Source organism: Xanthomonas sp. NCPPB 1128, from assembly GCF_001043115.1.
Lineage (GTDB): Bacteria > Pseudomonadota > Gammaproteobacteria > Xanthomonadales > Xanthomonadaceae > Xanthomonas_A.
The window spans coordinates 17,645-34,923 of the sequence record NZ_LFME01000044.1; the positions used below are offsets into that span (position 1 = coordinate 17,645).

15 protein-coding genes and 1 pseudogene are annotated in these 17,279 nt (G+C 70.4%); 13 read left to right on the top strand and 3 right to left on the bottom strand.

The window, feature by feature from the left end:
- The first annotated feature begins 265 nt into the window (after positions 1-265).
- The 13 genes and pseudogenes from gspE to ACP93_RS21360 all read left to right on the top strand — a co-directional run bounded on the left by gspE (position 266) and on the right by ACP93_RS21360 (position 12,852).
- Complete coding sequence (gspE, locus tag ACP93_RS19235; RefSeq protein ID WP_048492272.1) at positions 266-1,996, top strand: type II secretion system ATPase GspE; 1,731 nt, start codon at positions 266-268, stop codon at positions 1,994-1,996.
- 121 nt (positions 1,997-2,117) lie between these two features.
- Positions 2,118-3,332 carry a type II secretion system protein XpsF gene (locus tag ACP93_RS19240; RefSeq protein ID WP_048492273.1) on the top strand — a complete coding sequence of 405 codons (1,215 nt, stop codon included), beginning with the start codon at positions 2,118-2,120 and terminating at the stop codon, positions 3,330-3,332.
- 299 nt (positions 3,333-3,631) lie between these two features.
- The gene (gspG, locus tag ACP93_RS19245) at positions 3,632-4,069 is read left to right on the top strand and encodes a type II secretion system major pseudopilin GspG (RefSeq protein WP_048492274.1); all 438 of its coding nucleotides are present in this window, start codon (positions 3,632-3,634) and stop codon (positions 4,067-4,069) included.
- 78 nt (positions 4,070-4,147) lie between these two features.
- Positions 4,148-4,597: a type II secretion system protein XpsH gene (locus ACP93_RS19250; RefSeq protein WP_228136094.1), complete on the top strand. Its 450-nt coding sequence runs from the start codon at positions 4,148-4,150 to the stop codon at positions 4,595-4,597.
- Positions 4,594-5,010 carry a type II secretion system protein XpsI gene (locus ACP93_RS19255; protein WP_048492276.1) on the top strand — a complete coding sequence of 139 codons (417 nt, stop codon included), beginning with the start codon at positions 4,594-4,596 and terminating at the stop codon, positions 5,008-5,010. Before ACP93_RS19250 ends, ACP93_RS19255 begins: the two co-directional genes overlap by 4 nt.
- Positions 5,007-5,660, top strand: a complete 654-nt coding sequence (locus ACP93_RS19260) for a type II secretion system protein J (RefSeq protein WP_048492277.1) — start codon at positions 5,007-5,009, stop codon at positions 5,658-5,660. The genes ACP93_RS19255 and ACP93_RS19260 overlap by 4 nt, the downstream gene beginning before the upstream one ends.
- Positions 5,657-6,514, top strand: a complete 858-nt coding sequence (locus ACP93_RS19265; protein WP_048492278.1) for a type II secretion system minor pseudopilin — start codon at positions 5,657-5,659, stop codon at positions 6,512-6,514. Before ACP93_RS19260 ends, ACP93_RS19265 begins: the two co-directional genes overlap by 4 nt.
- On the top strand, positions 6,511-7,635 hold the full coding sequence (locus ACP93_RS19270; RefSeq protein WP_048492279.1) for a PilN domain-containing protein: 1,125 nt from the start codon (positions 6,511-6,513) through the stop codon (positions 7,633-7,635). Before ACP93_RS19265 ends, ACP93_RS19270 begins: the two co-directional genes overlap by 4 nt.
- Positions 7,616-8,197: pseudogene (gene gspM, locus ACP93_RS19275) on the top strand (type II secretion system protein GspM); the annotation flags it as partial. The gene ACP93_RS19270 and the pseudogene gspM, both read left to right, overlap by 20 nt.
- 274 nt (positions 8,198-8,471) lie before the next feature.
- Positions 8,472-9,245: a type II secretion system protein XpsN gene (gene xpsN, locus ACP93_RS19280; RefSeq protein ID WP_048492280.1), complete on the top strand. Its 774-nt coding sequence runs from the start codon at positions 8,472-8,474 to the stop codon at positions 9,243-9,245.
- Positions 9,246-9,256: 11 nt separating this feature from the next.
- Positions 9,257-11,563 carry a type II secretion system secretin GspD gene (gspD, locus tag ACP93_RS19285; RefSeq protein WP_048492281.1) on the top strand — a complete coding sequence of 769 codons (2,307 nt, stop codon included), beginning with the start codon at positions 9,257-9,259 and terminating at the stop codon, positions 11,561-11,563.
- 4 nt (positions 11,564-11,567) lie between these two features.
- The gene (locus ACP93_RS19290) at positions 11,568-12,401 is read left to right on the top strand and encodes a hypothetical protein (RefSeq protein WP_048492282.1); all 834 of its coding nucleotides are present in this window, start codon (positions 11,568-11,570) and stop codon (positions 12,399-12,401) included.
- Positions 12,394-12,852: a hypothetical protein gene (locus ACP93_RS21360; protein WP_082143545.1), complete on the top strand. Its 459-nt coding sequence runs from the start codon at positions 12,394-12,396 to the stop codon at positions 12,850-12,852. The genes ACP93_RS19290 and ACP93_RS21360 overlap by 8 nt, the downstream gene beginning before the upstream one ends.
- 196 nt (positions 12,853-13,048) lie before the next feature.
- Here the strand turns inward: ACP93_RS21360 and ACP93_RS19295 are convergent, their stop codons facing one another.
- The 3 genes from ACP93_RS19295 to ACP93_RS19305 form a co-directional block, all read right to left on the bottom strand.
- Positions 13,049-13,786: a UTRA domain-containing protein gene (locus tag ACP93_RS19295; RefSeq protein ID WP_048492283.1), complete on the bottom strand. Its 738-nt coding sequence runs from the start codon at positions 13,784-13,786 to the stop codon at positions 13,049-13,051.
- A 174-nt stretch (positions 13,787-13,960) separates the two neighbouring features.
- On the bottom strand, positions 13,961-14,533 hold the full coding sequence (gene pnuC / locus ACP93_RS19300; RefSeq protein ID WP_048492284.1) for a nicotinamide riboside transporter PnuC: 573 nt from the start codon (positions 14,531-14,533) through the stop codon (positions 13,961-13,963).
- Between the two features lie 542 nt (positions 14,534-15,075).
- Entirely contained in the window at positions 15,076-17,256 is a 2,181-nt protein-coding gene (locus ACP93_RS19305) for a TonB-dependent siderophore receptor (protein ID WP_048492285.1), read from the bottom strand.
- Between the last annotated feature and the right edge of the window lie 23 nt (positions 17,257-17,279).

Genomic DNA, 17,279 nt, shown 5'->3' on the forward strand with positions numbered 1-17,279 from the left:
GGAAGCGCCATGCGGTTCCAGGAAACCCGGCTCCGGCCGGGTTTCCTGCGTCTGGGGGCAGCGCCGTGCGGCCCGCTCCACGGTCGCCATGGGGCGCTACGCAACTGACTAGCATGTCCTGTCCGAATGTCAGGCCGATGACCGCGACGGGCCAGCCGGCACCCGCGGCCCGGCCGCCCGGTAGACAGCAGCATGGGCGCGCGCCGGATTCGGCGTCGGGTCATGCCGAACTGCTAAAGTCGCACGGTCATCTGGGAGGGATAGCGTGAACGCGCTCGTGAAGGACACTGCCGTTGCCGTGGAGACGCCCGAAAGCCGCATCATCGCGGCGTTGCTGGCCAAGGGCCGGCTCAAGGACGGCGACCTTGCGCGCGCGCGGCAGTTGCAGCGCGAGTCCGGCGGCAGCCTGCTGGCGCTGCTGGCACGCCTGGGCCTGGTTTCCGAGCGCGACCATGCCGAGCTCAGCGCCGAGGTCCTGGGCCTGCCGCTGCTCGACGCCAAGCAGTTGCCGGCCACCGCGCCGGAGAGCCTGCCCGAGGCGCAACCGCTGTCGCTGCGCTTCCTCAAGCAGTTCCACGTGTGTCCGCTGGGCGAACGCGACGGCGTGCTGGAACTGTGGATGGCCGATCCGCACGACGCCTATGCCGCCGACGCGGTGCGCCTGGCCACCGGCCTGCAGGTGCTGCCGCGGGTCGGCCTGCGCTCGGAGATCGACGACCTGATCGAACGCTGGTTCGGCCAGGGCCGCAGCGCGATGGGCGCGATCGTGGAAACCGCCGACGGCGACAGCGTCGCCGCCGACGACATCGAACACCTGCGCGACCTGGCCTCCGAGGCGCCGGTGATCCGCCTGGTCAATCTGGTGATCCAGCGCGCGGTGGAACTGCGCGCCTCGGACATCCACATCGAACCGTTCGAGAGCCGGCTGAAGGTGCGCTACCGCGTCGACGGCGTGCTGATCGACGGCGAGAGCCCGCCTGCCAACCTGACCGCGGCGGTGATCAGCCGCGTCAAGATCATGGCCAAGCTCAACATCGCCGAGCGCCGCCTGCCGCAGGACGGCCGCATCATGCTGCGGGTGCAGGGCAAGGAACTGGACCTGCGCGTGAGCACCGTGCCTACCGCTCACGGCGAGAGCGTGGTGATGCGCCTGCTCGACCGCGAGACCGTGGTGTTCGACTTCCACCGGCTCGGCTTCACCGATGCGTTCCTGCCGCAGTTCCGCAAGGTGCTGGAGCAGCCGCACGGCATCCTGCTGGTCACCGGCCCCACCGGCTCGGGCAAGACCACCACGCTGTACACCGCGCTGAGCCAGCTCAACACCGCCGACGTCAAGATCATCACCGTCGAAGACCCGGTCGAGTACCAGATCGAGGGCATCAACCAGATCCAGGCCAAGCCGCAGATCGGCCTGGATTTCTCGCACGCGCTGCGCAGCATCGTGCGCCAGGACCCGGACATCATCATGATCGGTGAAATGCGCGATCTGGAAACGGCGCGCATCGCCATCCAGTCCGCGCTGACCGGCCACCTGGTGCTGTCCACCCTGCACACCAACAACGCCGCCGGCGGCATCACCCGCCTGCTCGACATGGGCGTGGAGGACTACCTGCTGACCTCCACCATCAACGGCATCCTCGCCCAGCGCCTGGTGCGGCGGCTGGAGCCGACCCATGCCGAGCGCTATGCCGCCTCGCCGGAGGAGATCGAGAAGTTCGAACTGCGCCGGCTGCAGCCGGAAGGCGAGATCTTCCTGTACCGCCCGCGGCCCTCGGCGATCGCGCCGACCGGCTATGTCGGCCGCACCACGATCATGGAATTTTTGGTGATGAACGACGTGCTGCGGCGCGCGGTGATGCGCCATGCCGGCATGGGCGAGATCGAGCAACTGGCGCGCGAGGCCGGCATGCGCACCATGTACGAGGACGGCCTGGCCAAGGCGCTCAGCGGCCAGACCACGATCGAGGAAGTGCTGCGCGTGACGGAGGAAACGTGATGCTGTTGTCGCGCAGGTCCGTCGCGCCCACCCGCTCGCTCGCCGCTTTGCGTCTGTGCGCACGCAATGCGTCATTGTTGTTTTCCGGGTCCCGAGTCCCGGGTCCCGGGTCCCGCACCTGATGCCGCTCTATCGCTATAAAGCCCTGGACTCGCACGGCGAGGTCCTGGAAGGGCAGATGGAAGCCGCCAGCGAGGCGGACGTGGCGCTGCGACTGCAGGAGCAGGGGCACATGCCGATGCAGGCCAAGCTCGCCGCCGAGGGCGGTGGCACCTCGCTGCGCGGGTTGTTCCGGCCCAAGCCGTTCGACGGCGCGGCGCTGGTGCAGTTCACCCAGCAGCTGGCGACCCTGCTCGGCGCCGGCCAGCCGCTGGACCGCGCGCTGTCGATCCTGCTCGAACTGCCCGAGGACGAACGCTCCAAGCGCACCGTCGGCGACATCCGCGACGCGGTGCGCGGCGGCGCGCCGCTGTCCACCGCGCTGGAGCGCCAGCACGGGCTGTTCTCGCGCCTGTACATCAACATGGTGCGCGCCGGCGAGGCCGGCGGCAGCCTGCACGACACGCTGCAGCGCCTGGCCGAGTACCTGGAGCGCAGCCGCGAACTGCGCGGGCGGGTGATCAACGCGCTGATCTACCCGGCGATCCTGGTCAGCGTGGTCGGTTGCGCGCTGCTGTTCCTGCTCGGCTACGTGGTGCCGCAGTTCGCGCAGATGTACGAGAGCCTGGATGTGGCGCTGCCGTGGTTCACCCAGGCGGTGCTGAGCGTGGGCCTGTTCGTGCGCGACTGGTGGATCGTGCTGCTGGTGGTGCCGGGCGTGACCCTCCTGGCGGTGGACCGCAAGCGCCGCGACCCGGCGTTCCGCGCCAGTTTCGATGCCTGGCTGCTGCGCCAGCGCTTCGTTGGCGTGCTGATTTCGCGGCTGGAGACCGCGCGCCTGACCCGCACGCTTGGCACTCTGCTGCGCAACGGCGTGCCGCTGCTGGCGGCGCTGGGCATCTCCCGCAACGTGCTGTCGAACCTGGCGCTGACCGCCGACGTCGCCGCTGCGGCCGACGACGTCAAGAACGGCCACGGCCTGTCGGCGTCGCTGTCCAAGGGCAAGCGCTTCCCGCGCCTGGCGCTGCAGATGATCCAGGTCGGCGAGGAATCGGGTGCGCTCGACATCATGCTGCTGAAGACCGCCGATACCTTCGAGCAGGAGACCGCCCAGGCCATCGACCGCCTGCTGGCGGCGATGGTGCCGGCGATCACCCTGGTCCTGGCCTCGGTGGTCGGCCTGGTGATCATCTCTGTCCTCGTTCCGCTCTACGACCTCACCAATGCGATTGGGTGAGGCGCCACGCTTATGCGCCATGGCGCCTGTGGCGCCGAACGCCCGGCGGCGGCCAGGCCTCCGGCGACCCTCGCGGACTGTGACGCCGCGCGTTCCCGCGCGGGAACCTTCCGCCGCCGCCTCTGTCCCATTGGCTGCGGCGCCGCGCGTGCTGGCCGTTGCCGTGCGTGCGCGCGGCACGGATCCTCCGTCGGCCGGTGTGACGGCGTGCGTGACGCGCCGCTGTACCGCCGTCCGGCACCGGCTGCCATCGTCACCGTGTTCGGCTACATAGGTCTTCCACCGCAAGGATCCATGCAATGCGCACTCTCCGCCGCTCCCTCACCCGTTCCCCGTCCGCCGCACGCCAGGCGGGCATGAGCCTGCTGGAAATCATCATCGTCATCGTGCTGATCGGCGCGGTGCTGACCCTGGTCGGCAGCCGCGTGCTCGGCGGCGCCGACCGCGGCAAGGCCAATCTGGCCAAGTCGCAGATCCAGACCATGGCCGGCAAGATCGACAACTACCAGCTCGACACCGGCAAGCTGCCGTCCAAGCTCGACGACCTGGTCACCGCGCCGGGCGGCGTCAGCGGCTGGCTCGGTCCGTACGCCAAGCCCGCCGAGCTGAACGACCCCTGGGGCCACCCGATCGAGTACAAGGTGCCTGGCGAAGGCCGTCCGTTCGACCTGATCAGCCTGGGCAAGGACGGCCAGCCCGGCGGCAGCAGTTACGACGCCGACATCAAGTACGAGTGATCCGGCACCGTGATCCGGGCCCCTGCCGGCGCGCTGCGCTTCGGCGCGCCGACGTGCGCGCCGGCCGCGCGTGCGCGCATGCGCGGCGTGTCGCTGCTGGAGATGCTGCTGGTGGTGGGCCTGATCGCGATCGCCGCGCTGCTGGCGGCCTCGGTGCTGACCGGCGGTATCGACGGCATGCGCCTGCGCTCGGCGGCCAAGGAGATCGCCTCGCAACTGCGCTACACCCGCACCCAGGCGATCGCCAGCGGCCAGCCGCAACGCTTCCTGATCGATCCGCAGGCGCACCGTTGGCAGGCGCCCAACGGCCGCCACGGCGAGATCCCGCCGTCGCTGACGATCCGTTTCACCGGCGCGCGCCAGGCGCAGCGCCGCGACGGCGAGGGCGCGATCCAGTTCTTCGAGGACGGCGCCTCCACCGGCGGGCGCATCGAGCTGCAGGCGCGCCAGGCGCGCTGGCGCATCGACGTGACCTGGCTGACCGGCGAGGTCGCGGTCGGGCGTGCACCGGACCAGGCGGGTTCATGAAACGCCAGCGCGGCTACACCCTGATCGAGGTGATCGTGGCGTTCGCGCTGCTGGCGCTGGCGCTGACCCTGCTGCTCGGCTCGCTGTCCGGCGCCGCACGCAAGGTGCAGCGCGCCGACCAACTGAGCCGCGCCACCCTATATGCGCAATCGCTGCTGGCCGCGCAGGGCGTAGAGCAACCGCTGCAGGCGGGGCGCAGCCAGGGCACGCTGGATCAGGGCCGCTACCGCTGGATCCTGGACGTGGCGCCTTACGCCGACCCGCGGCGGCCGCCCGACGCCGCGGTGACGCCCGGCGCACCGACCCTGCTGCAACTGACCCTGCAGGTGCGCTGGGGCGATGCGCCGGCGCAGGCACTGCAGTGGAAGACCCTGCGCCTGGTCGCCCCGCAAGGCAACGGGGTGCCGCAATGAACACGCGTGCGCCGCACCGCGCCACCGCGCGCGGCTTCACCCTGATCGAAGTGCTGCTGGCCACGGTACTGCTGGTCGGCGGCCTGACCCTGGCCTTCGCCACGCTGCGCTCGGCGATGGCGATCAGCGGCCGCGGCGAAGCGATCGCCGGGCGCAGCGAACGCATGCGCGCGGTCGAGGGTTTCCTGCGCCGGCGCCTGAGCGGCGCGCAGTCGCTGCCGCTGGACATCGACACCCATACCCTGCAGCCGGTGCGCTTCGTCGGCGAACCGCAGCGCATGCAGTTCGTGGCCGATCTGCCCGAGTACCTCGGCCGCGGCGGCCCCTATCTGCACGACCTGCGGGTCAGCGGCGAGGGCGACCATCGGCAACTGGCGATCGCGCTGGTGCAGGTGCAGGCCGGCAAGCAACTGGCCGAGACCCCGCCGCGTCCCCCCGAGCCGCTGGCGCGCGACCTGCGCGAGGTGCGCTTCCGCTACCGCGGCCTGGACCCGGAGCGCGGCACCATCGGCCCCTGGCAGGAGCGCTGGGAGCGCACCGACACGCTGCCGCTGCTGGTCTCGATCGAACTGCGCAGTGGCGACGGCACGGCGTGGCCGCCGCTGGTGGTGGCGCTGCGCCAGGCCGGCGGCGCGGAGATGCGGCAATGAGCGCGGCGCGTCGCGACCGCGGCGCCGCGCTGGTGCTGGTGCTGTGGCTGATCGCGCTGCTGACTGCGCTGATCGGCGCCTTCGCGCTGACCGCGCGCACCGAGAACCTGCAGGGCAAGGTGCTGGGCGATGGCGCCGAGGCGCAGGAGCGCGCCCGCGCCGGCCTGGAATACGCGCTGACCCGGCTCGCCGGCACGCCCACCCAGCCGGGCTGGCGTGCCGACGGGCGCCGCTACCGCTGGCAGTACGAAGGCGCCACGGTCGACCTGCGGGTCACCGACGAGAGCGGCAAGGTCGATCTGAACATGGCCGACGCGCCGTTGCTGGCGGCGCTGGTGCGCGCGGTCGGCGAGGATCCGCAGCGCGCCGAGCGCATCGCCGCGGCGATCGTGGACTGGCGCGACCCGGACAACCTGACCCAGCCCAACGGCGCCGAGGATCCGGACTATGCCGCGGCCGGCCTGCCCTACGGCGCCAAGGATGCGCCGTTCGAGAGCCTGGCCGAGCTGCAACTGGTGCTGGGGATGGACCCGGAGCTGTACGCCAAGCTGCTGCCCAACCTGACCCTGTACGGCGGCGTGTCGCGGCCGACGCCGGACTTCGCGCCGGGGCCGGTGCTGACCGCGCTCGGCCTGGACGCACAGCAGGTGCTGGCGCAGCGCGAACGCACCGACCAGACCCAGCTCGGCATGGTCGGCATGGGCGGTGGCGGCACCTACAGCATCGAAAGCCGGGCGCGGCTGGGCAATGGCCGCGAGGGCGTGTTGCGTGCAGTGGTGCGCCCAGGCTCGTCGGCGCTGCCGGGCTCCGCCTACACTGTGTTGCGTTGGCAAGAAGGAACGACGGTGCGATGACGGCGTGGCGCGACACGATGGACAAACTTGGCGTACGCATCGCCCCCGGTGCGGGCGGGCTGCTGGCCTGGTGGCAGCGCTCGCTGATGGCGTGGCTGCCGCCGCGCTGGCAGCTGCAGCTGGGCTGGTCGCAGGCGCGGCTGCTGCTGTGGCGCGAGGGCGAGCAGCTGATGCTGGCGCGGCAGGTCGAGTCCGAACTGGGCGCGCCGCTGGCGCTGCCGTGGCCGCTGCTGCCCGCCGAACTGGAGGCGCTGCTGGGGCCGCGCCTGGCGGCGCTGCCGCGGGTCTGGTTGTTGCCGGCCGAGGCGGCGCTGCAACGCCGGCTGCGCCTGCCGGCGGCGGCGGCCGAACACCTGCGCGAGGTGGTGAAGTTCGAGATCGACCGGCAGACCCCATTCCAGGCCGACCAGGTGATCTACGACGTGCGCGTCGACGGCCGCCGCGACGACGCCCAGCTCGATGCCGAACTGGTGGTGGCGCCGCGCCGCGTGCTGGACGATCTGCAGGCCAGCGCCGGTGCGCTGCGCCCGACCCTGGCCGGCATCGATGTTGCCGGCAGCAGTGGCGCGCCGCTGGGGGTGAACCTGCTGCCGCAGGAACAGCGCCACCGCCGTGCCGACCCCATGCGGCGCTGGAACGCGATCCTCGCCGCCACCGCGGTGCTGGCGCTGTGCGCGGCCGGCTGGCAGCTGCTGGACAACCGCCGCGACGCGCTGGAGCACCTGCGCACGCAGGTGGACAGCGGCGCGCAGCGCGCGCGCGCGGTCGCCGCGCAGCGCCAGCAACTGGTCGATCTGGTCGAAGGCGCCGCGTTTTTCGACCAGTTGCGCGCCGAGCGCCCGGCCTCGGTGGAGGTCTGGAACGAACTGAGCAAGCGCCTGCCGGAGGGCACCTATCTTGAGAAGTTCTCGATCGAGGGCAATCAGTTGCAGTTGATCGGCCTCAGCAGCGAAGCCTCGTCGCTGGTCGGGCGGCTGGAAGGCTCGCCGCTGTGGCGCACGCCGTCGCTGACCGGTGTGCTGCAGGCCGACCCGGGCAGCCACCGCGACCGCTTCACCCTCACCGCCGAGCTGGCCGGGACCAAGCGCAAGGAGGCCGCCGATGCCGGTGCAGGTCGATAAGCGCGACCGCTGGCTGGCGCTGGGTCTGCTGCTGGCGGCGCTGGCGCTGGGCTACCTGGTGCTGGTGCACCCGTGGTGGACCGTGCCGATGCGCGAGGTCGATGCGCAGATCCAGGAACTGCAGCAACGCGAACTGCGTGTGCGCATGCAGTTGCAGCAGGCGCCGCAGGTGGCGCAACGGCTGCAGCAGGCGCAGCGCGAGCTGGCCACGCGCCCGGGCTTCCTGCGCGAGACCTCGGCCGAGCTGGCCTCGGCCGGCCTGGTGCAGCGCCTGGAAAGCGCGGTGGCCACGGCCAGCCCCGGCAACCGCAGTTGCGCAATCAGCAACCGCTCGCCGCTGGCCGCCGACAACCGCAGCGACCGCTTCACCCGCGTCGCGGTGCAGGTGCGCCTGCGCTGTGGCACGCCGGAACTGGCCGCGGTGCTGCATGCGCTGGAGAGCGGCACGCCGGCGTTGTTCATCGACAACCTCAACGTGATGGCGCAGCGCTACCAGCTCTCGCCGGGCGAGAGCGGCAACGGCCTGGACGTGGCCTTCGAACTGGCCGGCTACCTGCGTCCGAACGCGATGCCGGCGCCGCCGGCGGCGTCCGCCGCGGCCGACCCGTCCGCCGGGGCGGCCCCCACCGCCGCCACGCCCGCGTCCTCCGACACGCCGGTGATGAACGCCGGCGGGTCCGCCGGCGCCGGGCCGAGCGAGCCGGCTTCCACGCCGTCGTCGCCTGCGGCGCCCAGCGCGACGAACCTGCCCGCGACACCGGGCACGCCGAATGCCGCGGATGCGCCATCGGCACCGACTGCGCCCAACGGGCTGCCGCAACAGGTGGAGGGCCGCCATGCGAATTGAAGCGATGGGCCTGCGCACCGTGTGGCTGGGCACGCTGGCGCTGTGGGGCCTGCTGATCTGGGCGCTGGGCCTGGGCGGGCTCGGCGAGCGCGTGGCGCCGCTGCCCGACGATCCGTCGATGCTGCAGCGGTTGCCGAGCCTGCCCGCGGCCACCACGCATCGCCTGGGCGATTTCTCGCAGTACGGCGAGATCGCCGCGCGCCCGGTGTTCGCCGAGGACCGCCGCCCGCATCCGTTCTTTCTCAGCGCCGATAGCGGCCAGTCCGCCGCGCTCAACGTGCGCCTGACCGGCGTGCTGCTCACCGACGGCTTCAAGATGGCGACGCTGACCACCGAGCAGGGCGAGTCGCTGCGCCTGCAGGAAGGCGGCGACGCCGTGCAGGGCTGGCGGCTGCTGTCGCTGGCGCCGCGCCAGGCCACGGTCAGCGGCAGCGGCGGCACCCAGACCCTGGAATTGAAGGTGTTCGACGGCAAGGGCGGGCAACCGCCGACCGTGCTCGGCCAGGCGGGGCGTGCCGCTGCGCAGGGGCAGATGCCGCCGCCTGCGTCCGCGCCCAGCGGCCAGGCCAACGCCACCGCGCCGCGCCCGCCGAACCAGCCCGCCAACCCGGTGCCGAACCAGGCGCCGACCCCGAGCGCCCCCCAGCCGTCGTCGCCGGCTCCGTCGTCGGAGCAACTGCAGGCCATCCGCGAGCGGATCGAAGCGCGGCGCCGGCAATTGCAGCAACAGCGCCAGAACAACCCCTCAGGTCAGAACCCTTGAAGAGTGATCGCATGACGCCGCGTCTGTTTTCCCTGTTCCTCGCCATCGGCCTGGTGGCCGGCTGCGCCACCACGCCCTCGCCGGACGTCCGCCGCGGCGCCGCGATCAATCCCCAGGTCGGCGCGGCCGGCAGCACCCAGAGCGACGGCCAGGGCGGCCCGGCCGATCCCAATGCTTTGCCCGAGCGCGCCACCCCGGTGATCCGCCGCGGCAGCGGCACCATGATCAATTCCGCGGCCGCCGCCGCGCCGGCCCCGTCGCTGGGCAACGCCAGCAGCGGCAGCGCCACCTTCAACTTCGAGGGCGAATCGCTGCAGGCGGTGGTCAAGGCCATCCTCGGCGACATGCTCGGGCAGAACTACGTGATCGCGCCGGGCGTGCAGGGCACGGTGACCCTGGCCACGCCCAAGCCGGTGTCGCCGGCGCAGGCGCTGAACCTGCTGGAGATGGTGCTGGGCTGGAACAACGCACGCATGGTCTACAGCGGCGGCCGCTACAACATCGTCCCCGCCGACCAGGCCCTGGCCGGCACGGTGGCGCCGAGCACCGCCTCGCCGGCCAACGCGCGCGGCTTCGAGGTGCGCGTAGTGCCGCTGAAGTACATCTCCGCCAGCGAGATGAAGAAGGTGCTGGAGCCGTACGCGCGGCCGAACGCCATCGTCGGCATCGACGGCTCGCGCAACGTCATCACCCTGGGCGGCACCCGCGCCGAACTGGAGAACTACCTGCGCACGGTGCAGATCTTCGACGTCGACTGGCTGTCTGGCATGTCGGTGGGCGTGTTCCCGATCCAGTCGGGCAAGGCCGAGCAGGTCGCGGCCGACCTGGAGAAAGTGTTCGGCGAGAACAGCAAGACCCCCAGCGCCGGCATGTTCCGCTTCATGCCGCTGGAGAACGCCAACGCGGTGCTGGTGATCACCCCGCAGGCGCGCTACCTGGACCAGATCCAGGAGTGGCTGGACCGCATCGACAGCGCCGGCGGCGGCGCGCAGCTGTTCTCCTACGAACTCAAGTACATCAAGGCCAAGGACCTGGCCGATCGTCTTGCCGAAGTGTTCGGCGCCGGCGGCGGCAACCGCGGCGATTCCAACGCCTCGCTGATGCCGGGCTCGCAGATGAGCCAGTTGAACGGCGGCGGCCTGGGCGGCTTCAACGGCAGCGATAGCAGCAGCCTGGGCGGCGGCAGCTTGGGTGGGAGCCTGGGCGGCAGTAGCGACAGCCTGGGCGGCAGCAGCAGCTCTTCCGGCAGCAGCAGCGGCGGCCTCGGTAGCGGCAGCCTGCAGCTCTCGCCGCGCACGTCCGGCAACGGCAGCGTGACCCTGGAAGTGCAGGGCGACAAGGTCGGCGTGTCGGCGGTGGAGGAAACCAACACCCTGTTGGTGCGCTCCACCCCGCAGGCCTGGCGTTCGATCCGCGACGTGGTCGAGAAGCTCGACGTGATGCCGATGCAGGTGCACATCGAGGCGCAAGTGGCCGAGGTCAGCTTGACTGGTCAACTCCAGTATGGCGTCAACTGGTTCTTCGAGAATTCGGTCAACGCCTCCGCCGATTCCACCGTGGCCAATTCCACCGGCCTGGGAGCGGGCGCGGGCTTGCCCAGTGCCTTGGGCCGAAAGATCTGGGGCGATATCGCTGGCAAGATCACCGGTAGTACGGGCCTGGGCTGGACCTTCCTCGGCACCAATGCCGCGGCGGTGATCTCAGCACTGGACAAGGTCACCAACCTCAAGCTCCTGCAGACCCCGTCGGTATTCGTGCGCAACAATGCCGAGGCGACGCTCAACGTCGGCACGCGTATTCCGATCAATTCCACCTCGATCAACACGGGTATCGGCACCGATACCAGCTATTCGTCTGTGCAGTACATCGACACCGGTGTGATCCTCAAGGTGCGCCCGCGGGTGACCAAGGACGGCATGGTGTTCCTGGACATCGTGCAGGAGGTCAGTACGCCCGGCGCGCGCCCGGCCGCATGTACCTCCTCCACCACTGTCGTCAACAGTTCCGCCTGTAACGTGGATATCAACACCCGCCGGGTCAAGACCGAGGCCGCGGTACAAAGCGGCGACACCATCATGCTGGCCGGACTGATCAACGACAGCACCACCGATGGCAGCAGCGGTGTGCCGTACCTGAGCAAGCTGCCGGTGGTCGGGGCGCTGTTCGGGCAGAAGACCCAGGACAAGACCCGCAACGAGGTGATCGTGCTGTTGACCCCGACGATCGTGCGCAACCCACAGGAAGCGCGCAATCTCACCGACGAGTACGGGCAGAAGTTCAAGGCCATGGAGCCGCTGCCGGCACGCGGCAAGAAGTAAGCGGGTGAGCCTGCCCATCGTGCTGCTGGCGGTCGGCGTCGACGACGTCGCGCTGGACGCCTGCCTGGGCGCGCTCGAAGCGAACACGCCGGCCGGCACCCGCGTGTGGCTGGCCGACGATGCGCAGGCCGGCCCGCGCGGCATGCGGGTGATCGAGGCCTGGCTGGCGCGCACGCGCCTGCAGGCCGACTACACGCGGCGGCCGCGCATGCTCGGCGAGGTCGCGCATGTGGACGAAATGCTGCGTGCCTGCGGCGACGCCGACGTGGCGGTGCTGGCGGCCGATGCGCAGCCCGGCCCGGGCTGGTTGCTGCAGTTGAGCGCCTGCCTGGCGCGCGACGCGGCCATCGCCAGCGCCACGCCGTGGAGCAATGCCGGCGAAGCCTGCGCGTGGCCGCGGCTGGGCGAGATCAATCCGCTGCCCGAGGATCCCGAGCGCCTGGCACGGGCCTGCGCGGCCTTGCCGCCGCTGCATCCGGAATTGCCGTCGGCTGTCTGCCATGCGGTGGTGCTGCGCGGCGTGGCACGGCAGCGCGCCGGCGGGCTGGACGCCAGCAGCTACGGCTCCTGGTATGCGGCGCTGACCGACCTGTCGCTGCGCATGGCCGGGCTCGGCTGGCGCAACGTGCTGTGCGAGACCACGCATGTCGCCTGCAGTGGCGAAGGCCGCGCCGCCGACGGCGACATGGACGCGCTGGCCACGCGCTGGCCGGCCTGGCACGCGCGCCTGGCCGGTTTCCTGATGCACGATCCGCTGCGCGCCTGCCGCGAGGAACTGCAGCGCCTGTACGACACGCTGCCGCCACCGGATCCGCAACGTGCGCTGTTCGATGCGTAGCCTGTCGCCACCCGATCTGCCGCGTGCTCAGCGCTGGACACAATCCGGCCGCATCTCGCTGTGGCGCTATCTCCAGAACGAGCGCAATTATCCCGGCTGGCATCTCAACGCAGATCCGGCTGGATGCCAGTCGCTGCTGGCGTTGCTTGACGGATTGGTTGCCGACGGCGCCGGTTTCCGCACGATTCTCATCACTGCGCCCAGCAAGGCCGAACTTGGCGTGCCGAACAATCGGCGGGGTCTTGCCGCTTGGGTGGCGCCGGAGAAACTGCGCCTCACGCTGTCCACGATCGACGATCACTGGTCTTTTCCCGTGGGCGCAGCGCCGGCTGCACTTGAGGTCGGCTCGGCGTGGCTTGCAGCGTTGCGGGAAGGCGTCGCCGGCATTGCGCGGGGGCAGGGCGACCACGCCATCGGTAAGGGTGGCCATCGACTATGGTTCTGGTGGTGAGGCGGGAATTGCCGCCATGCGCCTGTTCCAAGGTTGTCGAAGCGTTGCTTCCCGACGCGTCGGCTGACGCGGCAGGCCGTCACTGCCGACGGTGCGACCAGGCCCAGCGGCGTCACCGCGGTGGCCTTGCTGCGAGCGAATATGGTCCGCTGCGTCTGCGTCTGCGTCTCGTGTCGCGATAGCGAACAAGCCCATCTCATTCCACCGGCGCGTACACCTCCACCGACACTTCCAGCACGTCGTGGCGCCAGGATTCGATGTCGAACTCCACCGCGCGGCCGTCGGCGGCATAGCTGACGCGCTGCAGGCGGAAGCAGGGCGTGCCGGCGGTGGATTGCAGCAGTGCGGCCTGCTCGGCATCGAGCGTGGCCGGATACATCGACAGTCGGCTGCGCGCCTGTCGCAAGCCCAGGCGTTGGGTCAGCACCGCGCTCAGCGAGCCGGCCAGGTCGTGGTCGAGCAGGCGCGGCGCCCATGCGGCGAGGATCGCATTGGTCTCCAGCAGCACGGCACGCCGCCCGATCCAGCGCCGGCGCCGCAGCACGAACACTTCGGCATCGGGATCGTCCAGGTGCAGGTGCCGGGCGAGCGCCGGGCCCGCCGGCTGGCGCTGCGCGGCGAGCAGTTCCGTACGCGGCACGCCGCCCTGTGCGGCCACGTACTGCATGAAGCCGGCGATGCTGTTGGGATCGTGGCGCACCCGCGGCGCGCTGACGAACCAGCCGCGACGGTTCTCGCGGTAGATGTGCCCATCCGATTCCAGTTGCTGCAGGGCCTCGCGCAAGGTGATGCGGGTGCAGCCGAACAACGCGGCCAGTTCGCGCTCCACCGGCAGGCGCTGGTCGGCGTGCCATTCGCCGGCGGCGATGCGCGCCAGCAGTGCATCGGCGATGCGTTGGGCGAAGCCGGCGGCGGTGACAGTGGGAAAGCGCATGCGGCGTTCTGGGCGTGGTGAGGCGTGGCTGACAAGACTACGCTGCCGACAGGCACGTCGACGATGCGTGGCCTCTGAGGTTCGCGTGATGTTGGCGCGGCTGCTGCGTGCGGTTCGCACCCATCTAGTGATGGCGCGCGCTGTACCGCTGGTCAGCAAAGCGAGAGCGGCGCGTCAGGCGACGGATTGTGCGCGGCGCAGATCGGCTTGCCATAGCCGCAGTCCGTACACCGCCAATACCACGAATCCGGCGTACAGCGCCGCGGTGGGGTACAGCCCCTTGTACACGAACACGCCGACATAGACGCAGTCCAGCACGATCCACAGGCCCCAGTTGGCGATGCGCTTGCGCGCGGCCCAGACGCTGGCGACCACGCTGAACGCCGACAGCGCCGCATCCAGCCACGGTAGCGCGGCATCGGTGTGCCGGTGCATCCACCAGCCCAGCAGCGCCGCGCCGGCGGCGCCGGCCAGCATCGAACGCACGCCTTCTGCCAACGGCAGCGGCCCGACCTGGATCTTGCCGTCGTCGCCCAGCCCGTTGCTCCAGCGCCACCAGCCGTAGCCCTGCAGCACCACGTACAGCCCTTGCAGCAGCATGTCCGAATACAGCTTCCACTGATAGAACAGCCACGCGTACAGCAGCACCGCCACCACGTTGACCGGCCAGCACCAACGCACCCGTCGCGCGGTCAGCCACACACCCAGGACGTTGATCAGGACGGCGAGCAGTTCGAGCGGGGACATGGTGGGAGGCCGGGATTGGGGATTCAGGATTGGGGATGGTTCGCGAGCGCGGTGCATTGCGCGCTTTTCTGTAGGAGCGGCTTCAGCCGCGACAGGCGTTACCGGGAAAACCCGTCGCGGCTGAAGCCGCTCCCACAGTGGCTTGCGGCAAGCCCGCCGAGTGCACTGTGGGAGGGACTTCAGTCCCGACGGATTACGGCACCGGAACGCACACCACCTTGCGCGTCGCGGCTGCAGGACAGTTGATCGCCACAGTGGTCATCGGCGCGGCTGGTGTTCGAGAGGGGACACGAGTGGATGAAGTCATGGTGGATCCGGAGAACAGATTCAGGCGTTTTTGCGAGCGAAGAAGACAGTGTTCGTTGAAGAAGCAGCGCTCGTCTGTGGGAATCACCCGCAACTCGTCAGCAATAGCGCGTCGCAGCTAAAGCCGCTCCTGCACAGATGACGCGCCATGTTCCGCGTTTGGCTTTTACCAATCCCGAATCCCCATTCCCCATTCCCAGCTCCTCAACCAATCCCGATTCCCCATTCCCAGCTCCTCAAAAATCGAACTGCAACGCCAGCCGCGCGGTTCGCGGCGCGCCCAGGAACAGATAATCGTCGCCTTCGTAGGCGCCGACGTCGCGCCAGTAGCGCTTGTCGGTGAGGTTGTCCACGCTCAGTCGCAGCGTGGTCGGCACCGCGCCCAGCCGGGTGGCATAGCGGGCGCCGAGGGTGTAGACGCTGTAGCCGCCGACGGCGACCTGGCCGCTGCGGTCGGCGTACTTGGCGCCGCTGTACTGCGCGCCGCCCAGCAGCGCCAGGCCGCTGACGCCGGGCACGTCCCAGCTGGCCTGGGCGCTGGCGCGCAAGCGCGGCACGTTCAGTGCCTGGTGGCCTTCGTCGCCCGGCGTGCCGGTGTCCTCTGCCCGCGCGCGGATGCCGGCGACGCTGGCCTGCAGGTGCAGGCCGGCACCCAGCGTGCCGGCGGCCGATAGTTCGATGCCGCGGTTGTGCAGGCGGCCCTGCTGCACGAACAGGAAACTGCCTTCGGCCTGCGGCTGCGCGTACTGGTTGGCCTGGCGCATGTCGAACAGCGCCGCGCCCAGGGTCACGCCGTCGCGCTCGTACTTCATGCCGGCCTCGCGCTGGTAGGCGCTGGTGGGGGCGAGGATGCTGTCGGCGTTGCTGGCGAACCACGGCGCGGTCCCGCCCGGGGCCAGGCCCTTGGCAAAGCTCGCGTACAGCGACAGCGACGGCTGCAGCTTGAACAGCAGCGCTGCCTGCGGCAGCAGCACCGAGCGGCGCGTGCGCCGGGTCAGCATGCCGTCGCGGTCCCAGGCGCGTTCGTCGTAGCGCACCTGGCGCGCGCCCAGCAGCAGTTGCCAGGCATCGCCGAGGCCGATGCGGTCGCTGGCCAGCAGCGCGGTCTGTTCGCTGTCCAGGCGCCGGCGCTTGGGGCCGAGCGTGGCATCGGCCTGTGCCAGCAGCGGCGGATCGGCGTCGATGTTGCCGCTGCCGATCATCTCGTTGATCGAACCGTGGCGGTCGATGGTGCGATGCAGATAGTCGACGCCGACCTGGACTTGGTGCTGCAGCACGCCGGTGCTGGCGCTGCCGCTGGCGATCGCCTGCAGTTCGTCGTTGCGGCGGCTGTCGGCAGGGCTGCGGTAGTCGTAGATGTCGTAGTCGCCTTCGCGGCTGAAGTGGTTGGGCACCGCGTCGCCGGCGCAGCTGGCGGCGCCGTAGCAGCCCCAGGCGAAGCTGGAGTAATCGTCGATCAGGGCGCGGCTGTGCGAGGCCGCCACATGCACATTCCAGGCGTCGCTGAAGCGGTACTCGTAGCGCATCTGCGCGTTCAGCGCCTCGATGCCGACCGGCTTGGACCATGGCTGGTACGCGAGCAGGCGATGCACCGACACACTGCTCGGCAGCTGCGTGCCGCCGAGCAACTGGTAGCCCGGCACCGAGCGCTGCTGGCGGTCCTGGTATTCCACGTCCAGTTGCAGGGTCGATTGCGGATCGATCTTCCAGTCCGCGGCCAGCGACAGGAAGTTGCGGTGGCCGTCGGCGTGATCGACATAGCTGCGTAGGGTCTCGTGCGCGGCGTTGACGCGCAGGCCGAACTGGCGCTCGCTGCCGAACCAGTCGCCCAGGTCCACCGCCGCGCCGCGGCTGCCGTCGTCATCGCCGCTCAGCACCAGGCTGCGCACGTGCTGTGGGCGCTTGGTCTGGTAGTCGATCACCCCGGCCGGGGTGGTGATGCCCGACAGCACCCCGGACAGACCCTTGAGCACCTGCACCTGCTCCTTGTTGTCCAGCGCCACGTTCTGTTCGCCGGCGATGGTCAGGCCGTTGATGCGGTAGCTGTTGGCCGCATCCAGCGAATAGCCGCGCACCAGGAAGTTCTCGTAGTAGCCGATCGGCGCGTAGCTGTCGCCCACCGCGGCGTCCGCGCGCAGTACCTCGCTGAGCACGCGCACCTGGCGGTCGGACAATTGGCTGCGGTCGATGGTGTCGATCGCCATCGGCGTATCCAGCAGTGGTGCATCGCCATAGCCGCTCAGGCTGCTGCGGTTCTGCGGCTGGCGGCCCTGCACGTTGACCGCGTCCAGTTCGACCGGGGTCTGCGTCGCGGCGGGCGCTGGCGCAGCGTCGGCGGCCAGGGCCAGCAGTGGCCGGGCGGTGGCCAGGGCCAGGGCGAGGGCGTTCGGGGCGGGGAAGCGGCGGGTGGGGAGCATGCAGGACGACCTCGGGGGAACGA